This is a genomic window from Rhodoferax sp. BAB1 (genome assembly GCF_013334205.1).
In the GTDB taxonomy this organism is placed as follows: Bacteria; Pseudomonadota; Gammaproteobacteria; order Burkholderiales; family Burkholderiaceae_C; genus Hylemonella.
Genome location: NZ_CP054424.1, coordinates 1,045,536 through 1,063,155, shown reverse-complemented (window position 1 = coordinate 1,063,155; position 17,620 = coordinate 1,045,536). Strand labels below are relative to the sequence as shown.

The following is a 17,620-nucleotide window of genomic DNA, read 5'->3' as shown; positions in this document are numbered from 1 at the left end:
TGCGCGCCATAGCCCGAGCTATGGCTGTGCTTTGCGCCTAGATCGGATACGTTTGGGCGCGTTGCTCGGCCACGCTCGAAAAACGCTCACCCTCTGAGTCCGCGCCCGATAATGCGCTCTCCACCTGTCGGAGACCGCATGAACCGCTACCCCCACCCCGAACTCAAGGACCTGCCCGAGGACATCCGCGCCCGCATCCTGGAGGTGCAGGAGAAATCCGGTTTCATCCCCAACGTCTTCCTGGCGCTGGCGCGCCGGCCGGCCGAATGGCGCGCCTTCTTCGCCTACCACGACGCGCTCATGCTCAAGGAAGACTCGGGTCTCACCAAGGGCGAGCGCGAGATGATCGTCACCACCACCAGCGCAGCCAACCAGTGCCTGTACTGCGTGGTGGCGCACGGCGCCATCCTGCGCATCTACGAGAAAAAGCCCCTGGTGGCCGACCAGGTCGCCGTCAACTACCGCAAGGCCGACATCACGCCACGCCAGCGCGCCATGCTGGACTTCGCCATGAAGGTCTGCCAGCGCTCGCATGAAATCGGCGAGGACGACTTCGCCGCCCTGCACGCCCACGGCTTCAGCGATGAGGACGCCTGGGACATCGCCGCCATCACGGCCTTCTTCGGCCTCTCCAACCGCATGGCCTCGTTCAGCAACATGATGCCCAACCCCGAGTTCTACCTGCTGGGCCGTGTGCCCCGGGACAAGAAGTAAGGGCTGGTAACACCGCCAGCGGCACGGCTTGCAATCCCCGCGGGCCAAGCCTAAGCTTGTTGCCCGGACCCGACCCGCGGCCATCCCGCCGCCGTCCGGCAGGAGCCGCATCATGCGTTCCATCACCCTGCCCGCCATCGTTATGGCCATGCTGCTGTGTGCCACCCCGGTACGCGCCGCCGACATCACCCCCGTCACCCCGGACCCGCCCGACGAGTTGCAGCAGGCGCGCGCGCTGATCAAAAAGCAGGACTGGCGCGCTGCCGCCACCCTGCTGACAGGCTACACACGCGAACACCCCGGCAATGCCGACGGCTACAACCTGCTGGGCTACAGCTACCGGCATCTGCAGCGCTACAACGAATCGCTGGATGCCTACCTGCGCGCGCTGGCGCTGGACCCGAAACACCGCGGCGCCCACGAGTACATTGGCGAGGCCTACCTCTCGCTCGGCCGCCTGGACAAGGCACGCGAGCACCTCGAGATACTGGACCGGCTCTGCTTCTTCCCCTGCGAGGAATACCGCGACCTGAAAAAAGCCTATGAGGCCGCGCTCCTGGGCAAGTAGGCGCTACTTCAGCGTGCGTGGCCGGCGCTCGGGTTTCGCGCCGGCGGCCTGGGTGGCCTTGCGGTAGTCCTGCAGTGTCTTCTGTGCGCGGCCCAGCACCGTGTCGGCCGGGTAGCCGGCGGGACCGAGTTCACCAAAGCGCTGGCCACAGAGCAGCTCCATGCCCTCGCCGGCGCTGTCGGCCGTCCAGATGTGGAAACGCCCCTGGACCACCGCCTCCACCACGCGCGGGTCCAGCATCAGGTGGCGGCGGTTGCGGCGCGGGATCAGCACGCCCTGGCGGCCCGTCAGACCGATGAGTTCGCAGCTGCGGAAGTAGCCCTCGATCTTCTCGTTGATGCCACCCACCGGCAGCATCTCGCCATGCTGGTTCACCGCGCCGGTCACGGCGATGCCCTGCTGCAGCGGCAGGCCCGAGAGCGAGGACAGCAGGGCATAGAACTCGGCGCAGGAGGCCGAGTCGCCCTCCACCCCGCTGTACTCCTGCTCGAACACCACCGCGGCGTTGAGCGCCAGCGGCGCGATGTGCGCGAACAGCGCGGCCAGGTAGCTGTTGAGGATGAGCACGCCCTTGTCGTGGATGGGGCCCGAGAGCTCCACCTCGCGCTCGATGTTGAGCAGGCCCTCGTCGCCCGCGTGCGTGCGCGCCGTCACGCGCACCGGGAAGCCGAAGCGGTAGTCGCCCAGGTCGACCACGGTCAGGCCGTTGACCTGCGCCACCCTCTCGCCGTCCACGTCCAGCAGGCGCTCCCCATCCAGTATGGTTTCCTGCAGGCGCTGCTCGGGGTAGTCGTGGCGGTGGATGCGCGCCAGGCGTGCGGCCAGCACATCGCTCGCCTCCACCAGCGCGGCGCCGCGTGCGCGCGCCATGGCTGCCGCCTCCATCACCAGCGCCTCGCTGTGCGCGAAGATGGCGCTCTGGCGCGTCTGGTCCTCGGCCTCGCGGTGGGCCTGCTCCAGCAGCGCAGCCACGGCCGGCGCGCTGAAATGCGGCAGGCCCAGCTTGCGGCAGGTGTGGGCCACGAAGATGGCGGTGGCGCGGCGGGTCTGGGCACTGGCCGTGAAGCTCTCGGCAAAGTCCACCTTGCAGCGGAAGCGCCGCGCGAACTCGGGGTCACCCTCCTGCACGGCGTAGTACTCCTCCACCGAGCCCACCAGGATGATCTTCACGTCCACGTCCACCGGCTCGGGCTGCAGCGACACGGCGGCGATGGGCGCGTAGAGCATGCCGGGCTCCTCGATCTGCAGGCGGGCGCTGCGCAGGAAACGGCGCAGCTTCTCCCACACCGGCTCGTCGGCCAGCAGGTCGCGCAGGTGCAACATGAGGAAACCGCCGTGCGCGCGCAGCAGGCTGCCTGCGCGGATGCGCGAATAGTCCGTCACCAGCACGTCGTTCTCGTTCTGGTACTCGACGCTGCCGAACAGGGTGCGGAACAGGGGGTTGTCCTCGACGATGACCGGCGCGCCGGCGCGGCCCTGGTTGTCCACCACCAGGTTCACGCTGTAGCGCGTCAGCACGCTGGCCAGCGCCACGGCACGCACGCCATCCTCGTCGCTGTCACCGGGCTGGAACAGTTCCAGGTTCTCCAGCACGTCGTGCGCCACCTGGTCCAGGTAGCTGCCCAGCTTGACCGTGTCCTTGATCTGCTTGCGCAGTTCGTTGCGGATCTCCTGCAGCTCGTGCTCCAGCAGGGGCTTGATGACCTGGCGGCGCAGCGCGGCCAGGCCCTCGTTCATCACCCGTTCCAGCGCGCGCGTCTTCTCCAGGTAACGCGTGATCTCGCCGCGCAGCTCTTCCTCCAGCCGGTCGGTCTCGGCACGTTTTTCCTTCGGCAGGGCCAGCAGCTTGCCCTCGGTCATGGGCTCGCCCTTGTCGTCGCGCAAGGTCAGCACCAGATGGCCCTCATCGCGGATGATGGCAAAGTTGCGCGCCTCGGCGTAGGCGTCCAGTTCGGCGTAGACGCGCTGGTCCTCGGCCTTGTAGGCCTTCTGCAGGTGGGCACTCTCGCCACGGAAGTCCTCGCCGTCCAGGCGCTTGGCAATCTCCGCCTGCAGGGTCTTGACCAGCTGCTGCATCAGGCTGCGCAGCTGGCGGCCCTGGCCGGGCGGCATGCGCAGCGCGCGCGGGCGTTCGGGCGCGTCGAAGTTGTGCAGGTAACACAGGTCGGGTGGCACCGGCCGACTGGCCGCCACCTCGCGCATCATCTGCGCCAGCAGCGTGGTGCGCCCGCTGCCCACCTCGCCCAGCACGAAGAGGTTGTAGTCCGGCGCGTCCATCTGCAGGCCGAAGCGCGCCGCCTGCTCGGCCCGCTCCTGCCCGATCCAGGGCAGGGGCTGGTCCAGCAGTTCGGAGGTGTCGGCAAATCCCAGCGCCCGGGCGTCGACGCTCAGGCGCAGGTCGGCAGGCGGGACCGTGATGATGGGCATGTGCCTATTTTGCGCCGCCGGGCCCGCCGTTTCATGACCTGCATCAAGGCCCGGCCACGGCAGCCGAAGGCAGCCCTCAGGTCGCGAAGCCGTCGTCGGCCTGGATCACCGCGCCGTTGATGAAATGGCTCTCCTTGGCACACAGCATCACCAGCACCGCGTCCAGGTCGGCCGGCTGGCCCACGCGCTTGCGCGGCAGCATATCGATGAGCTTGCGCCCCTGCTCGGTCTGCCAGTGGTGGTGGTTGATCTCGGTGTCGATGTAGCCCGGGCACAAGGCGTTGACGTTGATGCCGAACTTGCCCCACTCCATGGCCATGGCGCGCGTCATGTGCACCACGGCCGCCTTGCTCATGCAGTACACGCCGATCTGCGGCAGCACCTTGAGCCCGGCCATGGAGGCGATGTTGACGATGCGCCCACCCGTGTAGGTGCCCGGCGCCGCCCCCCGGGCGCGCGCCAGCATGCGCTTGCCCACTTCCTGGGCCACGAAAAAAGCGCCCTTGGTGTTGGTGTCGAGCACGTAGTCGTAGTCCTCCTCCGTCACGTCCACCAGGCGCTGCGTGGTGCTCACACCCGAGTTGTTGATGAGGATGTCGATGGAGCCCACCTCGGTCTCGGCGTGCGCCACGGCCGACTTGATGGAGCCGATGTCCGTCACGTCCAGCTCCACCACGTGGGCGTCCCCGCCCTCGCCCTCGATCTGCGCGCGCAGTTCCTTGAGCTTCTCGGTGCGGCGCGCCGCCAGCACCACGGCAGCGCCGGCGCGCGACAGGGTACGCGCAAACTGCGCGCCCAGGCCGCCCGAGGCGCCGGTGATGAAGGCCACACGGCCGGAAAGATCGATGCTGTAAGCCATGCTGGGCCCTTTCGAAAAATACCCGACAAAAATAGAACGACCGTTCTATTTTGCAATCATTCCGCTTTAAAATCAGTCGCGTATCCGACAGGTTTGCCGCGGGTTAATCCGTAGCATTGCGCGCCGAACCCGCACCATTATCAAGCGACTTCCAAAGAAGAAAGCAGCCGCCATGACCCACGAAGAAATCCTTGCCCAGTTCGGCCCCCGCGAAGCCATGGAATACGACGTGGTCGTGGTCGGCGGCGGCCCCGGCGGCCTGTCCACGGCCATCCGCCTCAAGCAACTGGCGACTGAAAAAGGCCAGGACGTCTCGGTCGTCGTGCTGGAAAAAGGCGGCGAGCCCGGTGCCCACATCCTCTCCGGCGCGGTGATGGACCCGATTGCCCTGAACGAGCTTTTCCCCAACTGGAAAGAGATGGGCGCCCCGCTACACCAGCCGGTGACCGGCGACGACGTGCTCTTCCTGTCTGAGACCGGTGCCAAGCGCACCCCCAACTTCCTGGTGCCCGACTGCTTCCACAACGAGGGCAACTACGTCATCAGCCTGGGTGTGCTGACCAAATGGCTGGGCGAGCAGGCCGAGGCCCTGGGCGTGGAGATCTTCCCCGGCTTCACCGCCGCCGAGGTGCTCTACAACGACGATGGTTCGGTCAAGGGCGTGGCCACCGGCAACCTGGGCATTGGCAAGGACGGCGAGCCTACCGAAAACTTCCAGCTCGGCATGGAGCTGCACGCCAAGTACACCGTGTTCGCCGAAGGCGCGCGTGGCCACCTGGGCAAACAGCTCATCGCGAAATACAAGCTCGATGAAGGCAAGGACCCGCAGAGCTACGCCCTGGGCATCAAGGAACTGTGGGAAGTGCCGGCCAACCAGGCCAAACCCGGTCTCGTGGTGCACACCGCCGGCTGGCCCATGGACAACAGCACCTACGGTGGCGGTTTCCTCTACCACCTGGAAGGCAACAAGATCACCCTGGGCTTCGTCACCGGCCTGGACTACCAGAACCCGTACTTGAGCCCCTTCGAGGAAATGCAGCGCTGGAAGACGCACCCCGCCATCCGCGCCCACATCGAAGGCGGCAAGCGCATCGGCTACGGCGCGCGCGCCATCACCGCTGGCGGCCTGCTGAGCCTGCCCAAGGTGGTCTTCCCCGGCGGCGCCCTGGTGGGCTGCGACGCGGGTTACCTGAACGCCAGCCGCATCAAGGGCAGCCATGCCGCCATCAAGAGCGGCATGCTGGCCGCCGAGGCGCTGTACGGCGCGCTGGGCAGCGGCCGCGCGCACGACGAGGTGAGCGCCTACCCGGTGGCCTTCGCCCAGAGTTGGCTGTACGACGAGCTGCACAAGTCGCGCAACTTCAAACAGTGGTTCAAGAAGGGCAACCTGATCGGCGCCATCATGACCGGCATCGAGCAATGGTTCCTGCCGAAGATCGGCATCAAGAGCCCGTTCTGGACGCTCCACCGCAAGGAAGCGGACCACACCCGCCTCAAGCCTGCGGCCGAGTGCGCACAGATTGCCTACCCCAAGCCGGACGGCAAGCTGACCTTCGACCGCCTCTCCAGCGTCTTCATCAGCAACACCAACCACGCCGAAGACCAACCGGCCCACCTGACGCTGAAAGACGCCAGCGTGCCCGTGGGCATCAACCTGGCGAAGTACGCCGGCCCCGAGAGCCGCTACTGCCCGGCCGGTGTCTACGAGTTCGTGAAGAACGAAGACAACACGGACCGCCTGCAGATCAACGCCCAGAACTGCGTGCACTGCAAGACCTGCGACATCAAGGACCCCACGCAGAACATCGTCTGGGTCACGCCCGAAGGCGGCGGCGGGCCGAACTACAGCGGCATGTGAGGCGCTGAAGCGTCCACGGGAACGGGGCCCAACTGCACAGTTCGGCCCCGTGCTCATTTCTGTTCTCAGTTGGCCGAAGAAGGCCGAGGAAGGCCGCCAGGGATCCTGTGCCGCAGGCGTGCAGGAATGCATCCGGATGGTTACGATCGATGGTGTCGATCAACTGGAAAGAACCCGATGGAACTGCGACATCTCCGCTATTTCGCTGCGCTGGCCGGCTCCCTGAGCTTCACCCGGGCGGCCGAGCGGGTGCACGTGACCCAATCCACCCTGTCGCACCAGATCCGCCAGCTCGAGGAAGAACTGGGCAGCCTGCTGTTCGAGCGGGTTGCCAAGCGCGTCACGCTCACCGAAGCCGGCGAGACCTTTCTCGTCTACGCGACCCGGGCCCTGCAGGAGATTGACCAGGGCGTCGGCGCCCTGAAGGAATCGGACAGCGAACTTGCCGGTTTCGTCCGGGTGGGCGCTACCCACTCCTTCAACCTCGGCTTCATCCCCGAGTGCGTCTCGATCTTCATGAAACGGCACCCCACCGTCCACATGACGGTGCAGGAACTGGCGGCCGACAGCATCGTCCACAAGGTCAGCGCGGGCGAGCTGGACCTGGGCATCACCTACCGCCCCGCCGGCCTGAGCGAGCTGGTTTTCGAGCCGCTCTACAACGAGGAGATGGTGCTGGTGGTCGGCCCCAGCCACCCGCTGTACAAACGCAAGCGGGTGCGCATGGTGGAGCTGCACCGGCAGGCGCTGGTCCTGCTCACCCGGGAGTTCACCACGCGCTCGCTGCTGGAGGAATGTTTCGTGGCCAGCGGCGCCGAGCCGCGGGTGGTGGCCGAAATGAACACCATCAGCCCCATGCTGTCCCTCGTGGAGCGCACCGAGATCGCGACCATCGTCTCGCGCAGCGTGATACCCGGCGGCGCTTCCCTCAAGGCCATCCCGATCGAGAACCCCACCCCCATCCGCACCCCGGGCATCCTGCGGCGCAAGGCAGACCGCCCCTCGCCCGAGGTGCGTTCCTTCTCGTCCATCGTGCGCAAGCTGGGTTTCAACAGCAGCCTGCAGAAGGTGCATTGAATGGAAAAGGCCGATGTCCGGCAAACCGGACATCGGCCTTGTTCAGATGCAGAGCAGCGGCTCAGTCCAACCGGATGTTGCGTGCCTTGGCGATCTTGCTGAACATGCCGGCATCCTGGCTCACCAGGATGGCCATGTCAGCCCGCGAGAGACCGAGCGGCTCCACGTTCAGATCCCGGATGCGTTTTTGCATGTCGGCATCCTTGCTGGCTTCCACCAGCACGCTGTTGAGGCGTGCCAGCACGGCGGCCGGCGTGGCCGAGGGCGCCCAGATGCCATGCCAGGACGTCACGGCCAGGCCCGGCACCACTTCCGAGAGCGTGGGCACATCCGGCAGGGCGGGATGGCGGCTGGGCCCGGAATAGGCCAGTGCCTTGGCGCGGCCGCTGGTGATCAGGGGCATGGCAGTGGCGATGGGCTCCATCAGGGTGTCCACCTGGCCACCCACCAGATCGGCAATGGGGCTGGCACGGTAGGGCACGTGAATCATCTCGATCCTGGTCTCATCCTTCAGGATCTCGACGATCAGATGGGACGGGCTGCCGGCGCCATAAGAAGCGTGCGAGATGGTGCCCGGCTTGGCTTTCGCAGCGGCCACGAGTTCCTTGATCGAACTGGCGGGGAACTTCGGGTTCGCGATCAGCACCAGGCCCTGGCGCATGGTCGTGGCCACCGGGGTGAGGTCCTTCTCGGGATCAAAGGGCAGCTTGGTGTAGAGGAAGGGGTTGAGCGTGAACCCGGTCGACAGGTTGTAGAGCACGGTATAACCATCGGCCGGCGATTTCGCCACCGTGTCCGAGGACAGGTTACCGGCCGCCCCCGGCTTGTTGTCGACCACGACCGGCACGCCCAGCTTCTTGGAAGCGTAGTCGCCGTACATGCGGGCAAAGATGTCCGGTGGGGTGCCGGCCGCAAAGCCGACCACGATCTTGATGGGCTTGCTGGGCCAATCGGTGTTCTGGGCATGGCCCAGGCTGCACAGCAGCCCGAGGAACAGGCCTCCGAGCAATTTGATATTCAAGCGCATGTTTGTCTCCTTGTGCGGACTGAAGTCCGCTTTGATAAAAATTCTGACTTGCTACTTTCACAGGGTCACCCGGGGTCGAAGCCAACCCGGTACTCACTTGCTCTGGGATCAATCGATGGCATGGGCTCCTTTCTGCATGTCCGTCGACCGGCTCGATCTCACGCGGCCTCCCCGTAACCTTCGGGCAGGAGCCCGTCGTACTGCAGCTCGCGCGTGGCCTGGTAGGACAGGGCAAAGCCGCTGGGCTTTTCGGCCTCCTCGGCCAGGTGGGCGATCAGGCCCGCCGTGCGCGCCAGGATGGGCACACCGCGCAGCGAGGACACCGGGAAACCAACCCCCATGAGCACGGCCGGGATGGCGGCCGAGACGTTCATGCGCAAGTCCTTGCCGGTGATGCCGGGGATGGCGCGCTCCAGCGCCTGGGCGATGTGCACGTAACGCAGGTCGGCCCCGGCCTGGGTGGCCACTTCGATCAGGCGATCCACACGCGGGTCGCGGGCCTTGTGCAGGGGGTGGCCATAACCTGGGATCGCACGGCGCGCGGCCTTGAGCTCGGTGATCGCGGCCGCCGCCGCAGCGTCCAGGCTGGCACCGGCATCCACGCGCGCGGCCACGTCCGCAAAGAGTCGGCCCGCGGTTTCGGACGCCCCCAGGATGACCGAGCCGCAACCCAGGATGCCGGCCGCCACCGCGCCCTGCAGCGCATCGGGTGCCGCCGCAAAGGTCATGCGGCTGGCCTGCACGCTGGGCACCAGGCCGTGCTCGGCTATGGCCACCAGGGTGGCGTTGAGCACCGCGCTGCAGGCAGCGTCGGGTTTGCGGCCCGTCAGCAGCAGGAAAAAGTAGTCCGCAAAGGACAGGTGGCCGATCAGGTCCTGGCACAGGTCCTGCCCCCGCACGACGATGGTGTGCTCGTCGGAGGTGCAGATGGCGGTGCGGGGAATGGTTTCTTTGCCGATTTTCATGGGAGTTGCTCTCAGGCCTGCCGGGGGGCGAGGCAGAAGTCGTAGTGGGCGGACCAGTAGGGCTGGTCCATGACCCGGCCATCGGGCGCCTTGCCGGCGGGGTGCTTTTCGTAGTCCACGATCAGGCTGGGCCGCACGCCGAACACCGCGTCGGAGTCGATGTAGGGGCTGTTGGCGACGAACAGGTGGGTGGTCACCGGCACATGGCCGGGCGCCGACACCATCATGTGGATGTGGCCAGGCCGGTTGGGGTGGCGCCCCATGCCGCCGAGCATGCGCCCCACCGGTCCGTCCACCGGCACCGGGTAGTAGGAGGGCTGGATGGACCAGTACCAGTAACGGCCCTGCTCGTCGGTGCGGATGCGGGCCCGCGCGGCCATCTCCGCGCCCTCGATCTGCATGTCGTAGTTGCCTTCGCCGTCACCGGACCAGATGTCGAGCAGCGCGCCCTGCAGCGGTTTGCCGCTGGTGTCGGTGATGCGCCCGCTGTAGAAGGTGGGCTCGCCTGCCACCCCCTCGGCAATATTGGCGCCCAGCGGCTGCTCCGGCGCACCCTCCCAGTAGTAGGGGCCCTGCACGGTGGCTTCGGTCGCCTCGGTGGCCTTCGCCCCGGTCCGCCCCTGTGCCAGGGCGCGGGCCTGGTCCAGCATCACCACCATCATCGAGGCGCCCAGGGTGTCGGACAACAGGATGAATTCCTGGCGTTTGTCGGTGCAGGCCTGGCCCACCGCCGTCAGGAACTGGATGCCATTCATCCACTCGTCGGGCTTGAGGTCCACGTCGCGCAGGAAGGCGTGCAGGTGTTTGATCAGCGACGCCATGATCTGCGCAAAGCGGGGATCGGTCGCGCCTTCCAGGCGCTCCAGCACCGCCAGGGTCAATTCGTTTTCGTTCGAGGGATTCATCTCTTGGGGTCTCCTGGTCTTTGTCGTTGTGTCGTTGGGATGAAGCTCAGGCCGCACGCTTGGGCACGGCGCCCAGGCTGCGGCGTATGGGTTCGACGATGGCCTCGTTGTCGGCGCCCAGCGCGGGTGGGGCCGTGACCTCCAGTGCGCGCTCGCCATCGAAGCTCACGGGGGAACGGATGGTGTGCCACTCACCGCCCTCGGGGTGCGGCGCGCTCACCTGGAGTTGCAGGTGGCGGGCCTGCGGGTCGTCCATGGCCTCGCGGGTGTCGTACATGGGCGCGTGGGGCACGTCCTCGGCCTCCAGCCGGCGGCACCAGGTGGCGCGGTCGTGCTGGCGGAACAGGCCGCTGAGCAGCACGATCAATTCGTTCTGGTGGGTGATGCGGGCCTCGCGGTCGGAAAAACGTGGGTCCTCGAACAGCTGCGGCCGTTCGATGGCCTTGGCCAGCCCCTGCCAGAACTTCTCGGGCGAGGACATGTGCAGCGCGATCCACAGTCCGTCGGCGCACTCCAGCACATAGGACTGCGAGACGCTGGGGCGGCTGAAGGGCCCCATGATCTCGCCCTCGGAAAAATAGTGGGTGAAGGCATCGAGGTTGAAGTGGCACATCGCCTCCAGCATCGACACCTCGACCTTGCGGCCCACGCCCGTGCGGCCGCGCTCCACCAGCGCGCCCAGGATGCCGTAGGCGGCATAAAAACCGGTCATGGCATCGGCCACGGCCGGCCCCACCACACGCGGATTGGCCGGGTTGACCAGCAGCTTGAGAAAGCCACTGGCCGCCTGCGCCACGGTGTCATAGGCCGGTCGGCCCGCGGCCGGCCCCGTCTGGCCGAAACCGCTGATGGCGCAATAGACCAGCCGCGGGTTGAGCCCGCGCAGATGAGCCTCGCCAGCGCCCAGGCGCTCCGCGGTACCGGGGCGGAAGTTCTGGATGTAGACGTCGGCGTCCTTCACCAGTTCGTCGAACACCGCGGCGTCCTCGGGCAGCTTGGTGTTGAGCGTGATGCTGCGCTTGTTGCGGTTGTAGGTCTGGAAATGCGGGCTGTACAGGCCGCCGCGGAAGGCGCGGAAAGGGTCCCCCGTGCCCGGCTGTTCGATCTTGATCACCTCGGCCCCGAGATCGGCCAGAAACATGCCGGCCGCCGGGCCGGTGATGAAGGTGCCTTGCTCCAGCACCTTGATGCCGCTGAGGACTTTCTGCATGACGACGTCTCTTTCTTTATCAGTCTCTTGCCTTGTCTGGCATGGGGCGGACTGTAGAGCGCGTGATCAATTTTCAGAAATGATTGTTTTTCATAAAGATGATCGATGGCATCGATTGATTGGGCGACAGGCCTGTCCAGACATGAACACTCAAGACGACTGGGGTCTGGAACGGTGTGGCGCAGGGCGCGGGGAGCTGAGCCCCGGCCCGCAAACGATCAGCGAAACACCCGGCGGGTGTACTCGTCGCGGTCGGCCTGCGCGCTGTTGGCCGTGCGCCGCAGCTGCTCGGCCAGCGCCAGGTCTTCGGCAGTCGGGGCGGCCCCCTTGCCCTCGGCAAACGATTTGTAGCGCAAGAGGTTCTTCATCTCCATGCGCCTGGCTTCCTGGTTGGCCGCCACCCAACGCTGGTGCAGCTCCTCCCACTTCAGGCCGGCTTCTTTCAGATCCATGCTGAGTCTCTTTTTTGGGGACCCATGCATGCTGGGGAAAACTCCCGGAGCGTCTGCATCTGGCCGGAGTGGATACTAAGACCAATCACCCCCGTCAAAGCACGGAAAGGCACGCAGGAATGTGACGTTCTGCAACAGCCGGGAGGATGGGGCCCGACGTGGCGCCGGGGCCCCGCTCTTTATTCAGCGTGGGCGCACCCCAGGCAACTCAGCGCTGCGCCAGCGCGTAGGCCGCGGGTGCCACCGCCGCCACGGAGCGGAAGGCCGGCTTGGCGAACAGGTAACCCTGCATCAGGCGGATGCCGCTGTCGTGCAGCCAGTCGCGCTCGGCCGGGGTTTCGATGCCCTCGGCAATGACCTGGATGCCCATCTCCTCGCACAGGCGCACCAGGCTGCGCACGATGGCCTGGCGTGCGCGGTCGGCCTGGATGTTGCGGATCAGGTCCATGTCGATCTTGATCAGGTCGGGCTGGAAATCCGCCAGCAGCTTCATGCCGGCATAACCGGCCCCGAAGTCGTCGATGGCGGTCTTGAAACCGCAACGCTTGTACTCGCGCAGGATCTCGGCAAACCAGGGGCCGTCTTCGATGCGCTCGCCTTCGGTCACCTCGAAGATGATGCGCTCCAGCGGAAAGCTGTGCACGCGCGCGGCCTCCAGCGTGGTGCGTATGCACACCTCGGGTTTGTAGATGGCGTTGGGCAGGAAATTGATGGAGATGCGTTCCTGGATGCCCAGCTCGCTGGCGCCCTTGATGGCCTTGACCCGGCAGGCCTGGTCGAAGCGGTAGCGGTTCTGCTCGTGCACCTGCGACAGCACGGTCATCGCGCCTTCGCCGGCGGGGCCGCGTACCAGCGCCTCATGCGCAAAGACCACCTGGCGGTCCACGTCCACGATGGGCTGGTAGGCGTAATCAAACTGGAAACCCACGCGCTCGGCCCTGCCGCACTCCTCGCAATCGCGAGACGTACCGGCCAGGGGCATGAATCCGACAGGGAAGGCGGGATTGACTCTGGAGGTAGGGAGGTCGCTCATGGCTGACATTCTGACAGCGTCAGAAGCCCGGGCGCCCGTGACGGGCCGCCCTGCCGCACAGTCAGAGACCAATTGCCTGCCCTGGCCCCCATGGTCTCAGGTGTTCAAGGATTCCCGAGGTAATCCCGCTTCCCGATCTCCACCCCGTTGTGTCGCAGGATGGCGTAGGTCGTGGTGACGTGGAAGTAGAAGTTGGGCACGGCGTGGCCCAGCAGGAACTGCTGGCCGGTGTAGCGGGTTTCCTTGTCGCCGCGCTTGATGACGATTTCCTTGTCTTCCGTGCCGTCGATCTGCGCGGGCTGGAAGGTCTGCAGGTAGGCGATGGTCTTGGCGATGCGGGCCTTGAGCTCCGCCAGGGTCTTTTCCGTGTCTTCGTAGACCGGGATGTCCACGCCGGCCAGGCGCGCGGCCAGGCCCTTGGCGGTGTCGGTGACGATCATGACCTGGCGGGCCAGGGGCAGCATGTCGGGGTAGAGGCGAAAGCCGGTGAGCGCGGTCTCGTCCAGCTTTTTCGCATCCACATGGGCCTGCGCCTTGTCCAGGATGGCCGACAGGTTGCCCAGGGTGTTGATGAAACGCGGCACGCTGGCCTGGTACATGGAAAGGGTCATGGAAGTCTCCGGGGTGGTGGCGATGAAACAGCGCGCATTGTGGTGCCGCTGGCCAGCACCTGCTGGCGCAAGGGCTTTGCCGCGTTTGCCGGGGCACAAAAACACACCGGGGCGCCAGGGCCCCGGTGTGCCAGGCTGCAAGGTCCGCTGGTGCTCAGCGGGCCCGGCCTGAGGGCCTATTTTTTCTTCTGGATGGCCTTGGCCAGGGCCGCCGTCTGCTTGAGCGCCTGCTGCAGGTACTCGTCGATCGCCTGCTGGGCGGCGCCCACGCCTTCGAGCACAAGCTCACGCGAGAGTTTGTCGCTGCTGCGCTTGAGGATGGCTGCGAGTTTTTCATCGTCCTCCGGCAGCTTGTGCGCAATGGTGTTGACCACGGAGCCCAGGATGACACGGCGCAGGTCCTGCAGGGGCAGCAGGGAAGGATCGGAGCGTTTGTCCTGTTCGGCGCTTTGCGGCGCCCGCTGGCCCTTGAGCATTTGCCCCAGCGCGGGCGAGGCTTCGCTGGTAGTGAGCATGTCGTCCACCACATCGGCCAGCATGCCCGGGCCCCACTGGCGGTTGACGATCTCCTCGGCCAGCAGGCCGATGCGCAAAAGCGGGTCCCAGGGGCAGGGGTGCGGCAGCGGCAGACGGAATTCCTGCATCTCGAAGTCGAAGCGCGCGAGCGTGGCGATGACAAAGGGCCAGCAGGTGCGGCGGCCGATGGGCGCGAGCCAGCGCACGGTGTTGAGGTAATAGGCCCGGATCTTCATGTACTCGGGCGTGGGTGTGCCCGCCGCATACAGGCCGGTGCGCGGCAGGCCGGTGCCGGGGTCGATGCCAGCGCCGGAACCGTTGAGGTTGATGTTGACGAAGTGGTGCCAGGTGGCGTCGCACACCACGCGGCCTACCCGGGCGGGGTCACCGTCATAGGCCGAGATGGCACCGAAGCAGCGCGGCCGCACCGGCGGCTTGAGGGTGTCCACGATGAAACGCCCGGCCGAGACCGAGACCACGGCGATCTGCGCCCCCACGCGGGCGCCGCCACCCACGGGGGCCGGCCACTCCTCGATGCCGGCAAAAACGCCGGCCACCGGTGCAGGCGCCAGGCATTCGCTCTCGTGCGGGTGGTCGGGTAGATGGTCCACCGCGCCGGAGCTGTGGCGCAGCACGGGGTGCACGCTCCAGCTGCCGGCCACGTTGTCGGGGCCGCCATTGGAGAAGAACACCGGGTAGATGCGCTGCGGTGTGGCGTCGGCCTGGTCGTTGAACTGCTTGATGCCGTCGGCTCCGGGGTCGATCACGGTGTCGTGCCGGCTGGGGTTCACCATGGGGATGGTGGCCCAGTTGCGCATGCCGCGCACGCGCGGGATGCTGGTCCCCATGCCCGAACCTATGGTCTCGTGGTCGCCGGTGGCGAACACACCACCGCCCGCGGCCATGAACTGGGCCATCCTGGTCTGCTCCGCTGCCGTCAGCGGCGTGGAGCTGAAACCGAAGAGCCAGATCTGGTCGTAGTTGGCCGTGGTCACAGCGGGGCTGGCGGTGGCGAAGTTGTAGGCCCCAGGAATGCTGAGGTTGGGGCCGCTGCCGCTGCGGTGCGCCGTGGTGACGGTGTGCCCTGCCGCCCGGACGATGCCGACAAACTCCGACAGGCCGAAGCCGTCGGTGCCGAAGCTCAGGCTGCTGTCGGTCACCATCAGGACCTTCTGTGCACAGGGGTATCTGAAGATGATGTCGGCGAAGCGGTTACCGGTGATGGAAATATCGATATCAGGCATGGCGATCTCCCTTGGATGCTCGTGGCAAAAGCAGAGCAGGCAGCCCTGCCCACGAGTGCACGGCCACCCAACGAGAACACGCGTCATGAGGGTTTGCACAAAGGTCGCACCGCAGCGATGACCTTGTCGAGCACGCGCAGCTTGCTGCTGCTGAAGTTCTTGCCCACTTCAAGCCTGCATCCGGAAAACCGCCGGAGCCCCTGCTCCCGACGGTCAACAGGCTATGGTGTGGATGCTAGTGAGGCGGCAGAGGATGTCCATCCCACAAACTGGGGAGCGCTGCAGGCGGCGCCGCAAGCGCCGGGCTTCGGCGATTTCAGCGTGCGGGCTCGCGCAGCGCCAGGTTGAGCTGGTCCACCAGCTCGGCCCAGTCGGCATCTTCCTGCAGGTTCTCGCGCAACAGTGCGGCCTGCGGCGGCGTCCAGAAGGGAGCCTCTTCCAGCCGGGTGGCGGGGGGCAAGGGCGAATGGCTCTGGATGAAGGCGGCGATGCTGGGCACGTCAGCGGGCAGGCCCAGCTGGGCGAACAGTTCGCAGAACTGGTGGTAGTGGGGTGACATGGCGAGCTTCCTTTCCGGCCGGGCCCGGCGGTGCCGGGGGCACAAGCGGTATTGAACCCGCATCTGGCGCGGCGCACAATGGCTGCAGTGGAATGACCCACCGCAGCACGGGAGCATCATCATGTCCCTCAGCACACCCCCTCCCCCTACACGCACGGAGCGCGACAGCTTCGGCCCCATCGAGGTGCCCGCCGAGCGGCTCTGGGGCGCGCAGACACAGCGCTCGCTGGCCTTCTTCGCCATCTCCACCGAGCGCATGCCGCTGGAGATCGTGCAGGCGCTGGCCATGGTCAAGCTGGCCTGCGCCCGTGTGAACCTGGAGCTGGCCCTGCTGGCGCCCGAGAAGGCCATGGCCATCGCCAGCGCGGCCGAAGAGGTGCTGGACGGCGAGCACAACGCCGAGTTTCCGCTCTCGGTCTGGCAGACCGGCTCGGGCACGCAGAGCAATATGAACCTCAACGAGGTGCTGGCCAACCGGGCCTCCGAGCTGCTGGGCGGCCCGCGCGGCGCCGGCCGCGTGGTGCACCCGAACGACGACGTGAACCTGGGCCAGTCGTCCAACGACGTCTTCCCCACGGCCATGCACCTGGCCGCGGCGCACAGCATCACCGTGGCGCTGCTGCCGGCGCTGACGGGCCTGCACGAGACGCTGGCGGCCAAGGCCGCAGCCTTTGCCGGCATCGTGAAGATAGGCCGCACCCACCTGCAGGACGCCACGCCGCTGACGCTGGGCGACGAATTCTCGGGCTACGCAGCGCAGCTGGCGCAGGCCAGGGCCCACATCAGCGCCACGCTGGCCGCGCTCTACCCGCTGGCCATCGGCGGCACGGCCGTGGGCACGGGCCTGAACACCCACCCCGAGTTCGGCGCGCGGGTGGCAGCCGAGCTGGCGCGCGGCGCGCAGCTGCCCTTCACCAGCGCTTCAAACAAGTTCGCCGCGCTGGCTGCGCACGACGGCCTGGTGGCCATGCACGGCGCCCTCAAGACACTGGCGGTGGCGCTGATGAAGATCGCCAACGACGTGCGCTGGCTGGCCTCGGGCCCGCGCGCGGGCCTGGGCGAGATCAGCATCCCGGAAAACGAGCCGGGCAGCTCCATCATGCCGGGCAAGGTGAACCCCACACAGTGCGAGGCGCTCACCATGCTGTGCTGCCAGGTCATGGGCAACGACGTGGCCATCGGCATCGGCGGGGCCTCGGGCAATTTCGAGCTCAATGTCTACAAGCCGCTCATCGCCCACAACCTGCTGCAGAGCATCCGCCTGCTGGCCGACGGCATGGCCAGCTTCGACTCGTTCTGCGTGCAAGGCATCGAAGCCCGGCGCGAACGCATCCAGGCCCTGCTGGACAGCTCGCTGATGCTGGTGACGGCCCTGGCGCCGCACATAGGCTACGACCGCGCCGCGGCCATCGCCAAGCGCGCACACCTCGACGGTTGCACGCTGCGCGAGGCGGCGCTGGCGCTGGGCGAGGTGAGCGCAGAGGACTTCGACCGCTGGGTGCGGGCCGAGGAAATGCTGCGACCGGGCACCTGAAAACCCTGCATGCCCTTGCGGTTTCCAGGGGCATCGTCACCGATTGGTGCGAGCTTGCGCC

At 66.7% G+C, this 17,620-nt stretch carries 16 protein-coding genes; 5 read left to right on the top strand and 11 right to left on the bottom strand.

The features are described 5' to 3' along the window. The first annotated feature begins 138 nt into the window (after positions 1 to 138). Both HTY51_RS05210 and HTY51_RS05205 read left to right on the top strand, forming a co-directional pair. Complete coding sequence (locus HTY51_RS05210) at positions 139 to 714, top strand: peroxidase-related enzyme (protein WP_174251742.1); 576 nt, start codon at positions 139 to 141, stop codon at positions 712 to 714. Between the two features lie 112 nt (positions 715 to 826). Beyond that, positions 827 to 1,282 carry a tetratricopeptide repeat protein gene (locus HTY51_RS05205; RefSeq protein ID WP_174251741.1) on the top strand — a complete coding sequence of 152 codons (456 nt, stop codon included), beginning with the start codon at positions 827 to 829 and terminating at the stop codon, positions 1,280 to 1,282. Positions 1,283 to 1,285: 3 nt separating this feature from the next. Here the strand turns inward: HTY51_RS05205 and HTY51_RS05200 are convergent, their stop codons facing one another. Further along, positions 1,286 to 3,709 (bottom strand): Lon protease family protein, encoded by a 2,424-nt coding sequence (locus tag HTY51_RS05200; protein ID WP_174251740.1) that lies wholly within the window; start codon positions 3,707 to 3,709, stop codon positions 1,286 to 1,288. Positions 3,710 to 3,785: 76 nt separating this feature from the next. Next, on the bottom strand, positions 3,786 to 4,568 hold the full coding sequence (locus tag HTY51_RS05195; RefSeq protein ID WP_174251739.1) for an SDR family oxidoreductase: 783 nt from the start codon (positions 4,566 to 4,568) through the stop codon (positions 3,786 to 3,788). A 172-nt stretch (positions 4,569 to 4,740) separates the two neighbouring features. Here HTY51_RS05195 and HTY51_RS05190 point away from each other — a divergent pair, with 172 nt between their 5' ends. Then, complete coding sequence (locus HTY51_RS05190) at positions 4,741 to 6,426, top strand: electron transfer flavoprotein-ubiquinone oxidoreductase (protein ID WP_174251738.1); 1,686 nt, start codon at positions 4,741 to 4,743, stop codon at positions 6,424 to 6,426. A gap of 177 nt (positions 6,427 to 6,603) precedes the next feature. Next, the gene (locus tag HTY51_RS05185) at positions 6,604 to 7,503 is read left to right on the top strand and encodes a LysR substrate-binding domain-containing protein (protein WP_174251737.1); all 900 of its coding nucleotides are present in this window, start codon (positions 6,604 to 6,606) and stop codon (positions 7,501 to 7,503) included. Positions 7,504 to 7,564: 61 nt separating this feature from the next. On the opposite strand, the gene HTY51_RS05180 is transcribed toward HTY51_RS05185, so the two are convergent. The 9 genes from HTY51_RS05180 to HTY51_RS05140 form a co-directional block, all read right to left on the bottom strand. Beyond that, positions 7,565 to 8,530 carry a tripartite tricarboxylate transporter substrate binding protein gene (locus HTY51_RS05180; protein WP_174251736.1) on the bottom strand — a complete coding sequence of 322 codons (966 nt, stop codon included), beginning with the start codon at positions 8,528 to 8,530 and terminating at the stop codon, positions 7,565 to 7,567. 158 nt (positions 8,531 to 8,688) lie between these two features. Next, positions 8,689 to 9,495, bottom strand: a complete 807-nt coding sequence (locus tag HTY51_RS05175) for a citryl-CoA lyase (RefSeq protein ID WP_174251735.1) — start codon at positions 9,493 to 9,495, stop codon at positions 8,689 to 8,691. 11 nt (positions 9,496 to 9,506) lie between these two features. After that, positions 9,507 to 10,400, bottom strand: coding sequence for a dioxygenase (locus HTY51_RS05170; RefSeq protein ID WP_174251734.1), 894 nt, complete (start codon positions 10,398 to 10,400; stop codon positions 9,507 to 9,509). A gap of 46 nt (positions 10,401 to 10,446) precedes the next feature. After that, positions 10,447 to 11,610 (bottom strand): CaiB/BaiF CoA-transferase family protein, encoded by a 1,164-nt coding sequence (locus tag HTY51_RS05165; protein WP_174251733.1) that lies wholly within the window; start codon positions 11,608 to 11,610, stop codon positions 10,447 to 10,449. A gap of 218 nt (positions 11,611 to 11,828) precedes the next feature. Further along, a complete protein-coding gene (locus HTY51_RS05160) occupies positions 11,829 to 12,062 on the bottom strand; it encodes a hypothetical protein (protein WP_174251732.1) in 234 nt (77 codons plus the stop codon). A gap of 208 nt (positions 12,063 to 12,270) precedes the next feature. Beyond that, positions 12,271 to 13,095 carry an EAL domain-containing protein gene (locus HTY51_RS05155; protein ID WP_174251731.1) on the bottom strand — a complete coding sequence of 275 codons (825 nt, stop codon included), beginning with the start codon at positions 13,093 to 13,095 and terminating at the stop codon, positions 12,271 to 12,273. 104 nt (positions 13,096 to 13,199) lie between these two features. Continuing rightward, positions 13,200 to 13,706: a DUF1993 family protein gene (locus tag HTY51_RS05150; RefSeq protein WP_174251730.1), complete on the bottom strand. Its 507-nt coding sequence runs from the start codon at positions 13,704 to 13,706 to the stop codon at positions 13,200 to 13,202. Between the two features lie 176 nt (positions 13,707 to 13,882). Next, on the bottom strand, positions 13,883 to 15,466 hold the full coding sequence (locus HTY51_RS05145) for a hypothetical protein (RefSeq protein ID WP_174251729.1): 1,584 nt from the start codon (positions 15,464 to 15,466) through the stop codon (positions 13,883 to 13,885). Positions 15,467 to 15,782: 316 nt separating this feature from the next. Then, positions 15,783 to 16,025 carry a DUF2789 domain-containing protein gene (locus HTY51_RS05140; protein ID WP_174251728.1) on the bottom strand — a complete coding sequence of 81 codons (243 nt, stop codon included), beginning with the start codon at positions 16,023 to 16,025 and terminating at the stop codon, positions 15,783 to 15,785. Between the two features lie 121 nt (positions 16,026 to 16,146). Between HTY51_RS05140 and fumC the strand changes: the two genes are divergently transcribed. After that, positions 16,147 to 17,559 (top strand): class II fumarate hydratase, encoded by a 1,413-nt coding sequence (fumC, locus tag HTY51_RS05135; protein WP_174251727.1) that lies wholly within the window; start codon positions 16,147 to 16,149, stop codon positions 17,557 to 17,559. The last annotated feature ends 61 nt before the right edge of the window (positions 17,560 to 17,620 follow it).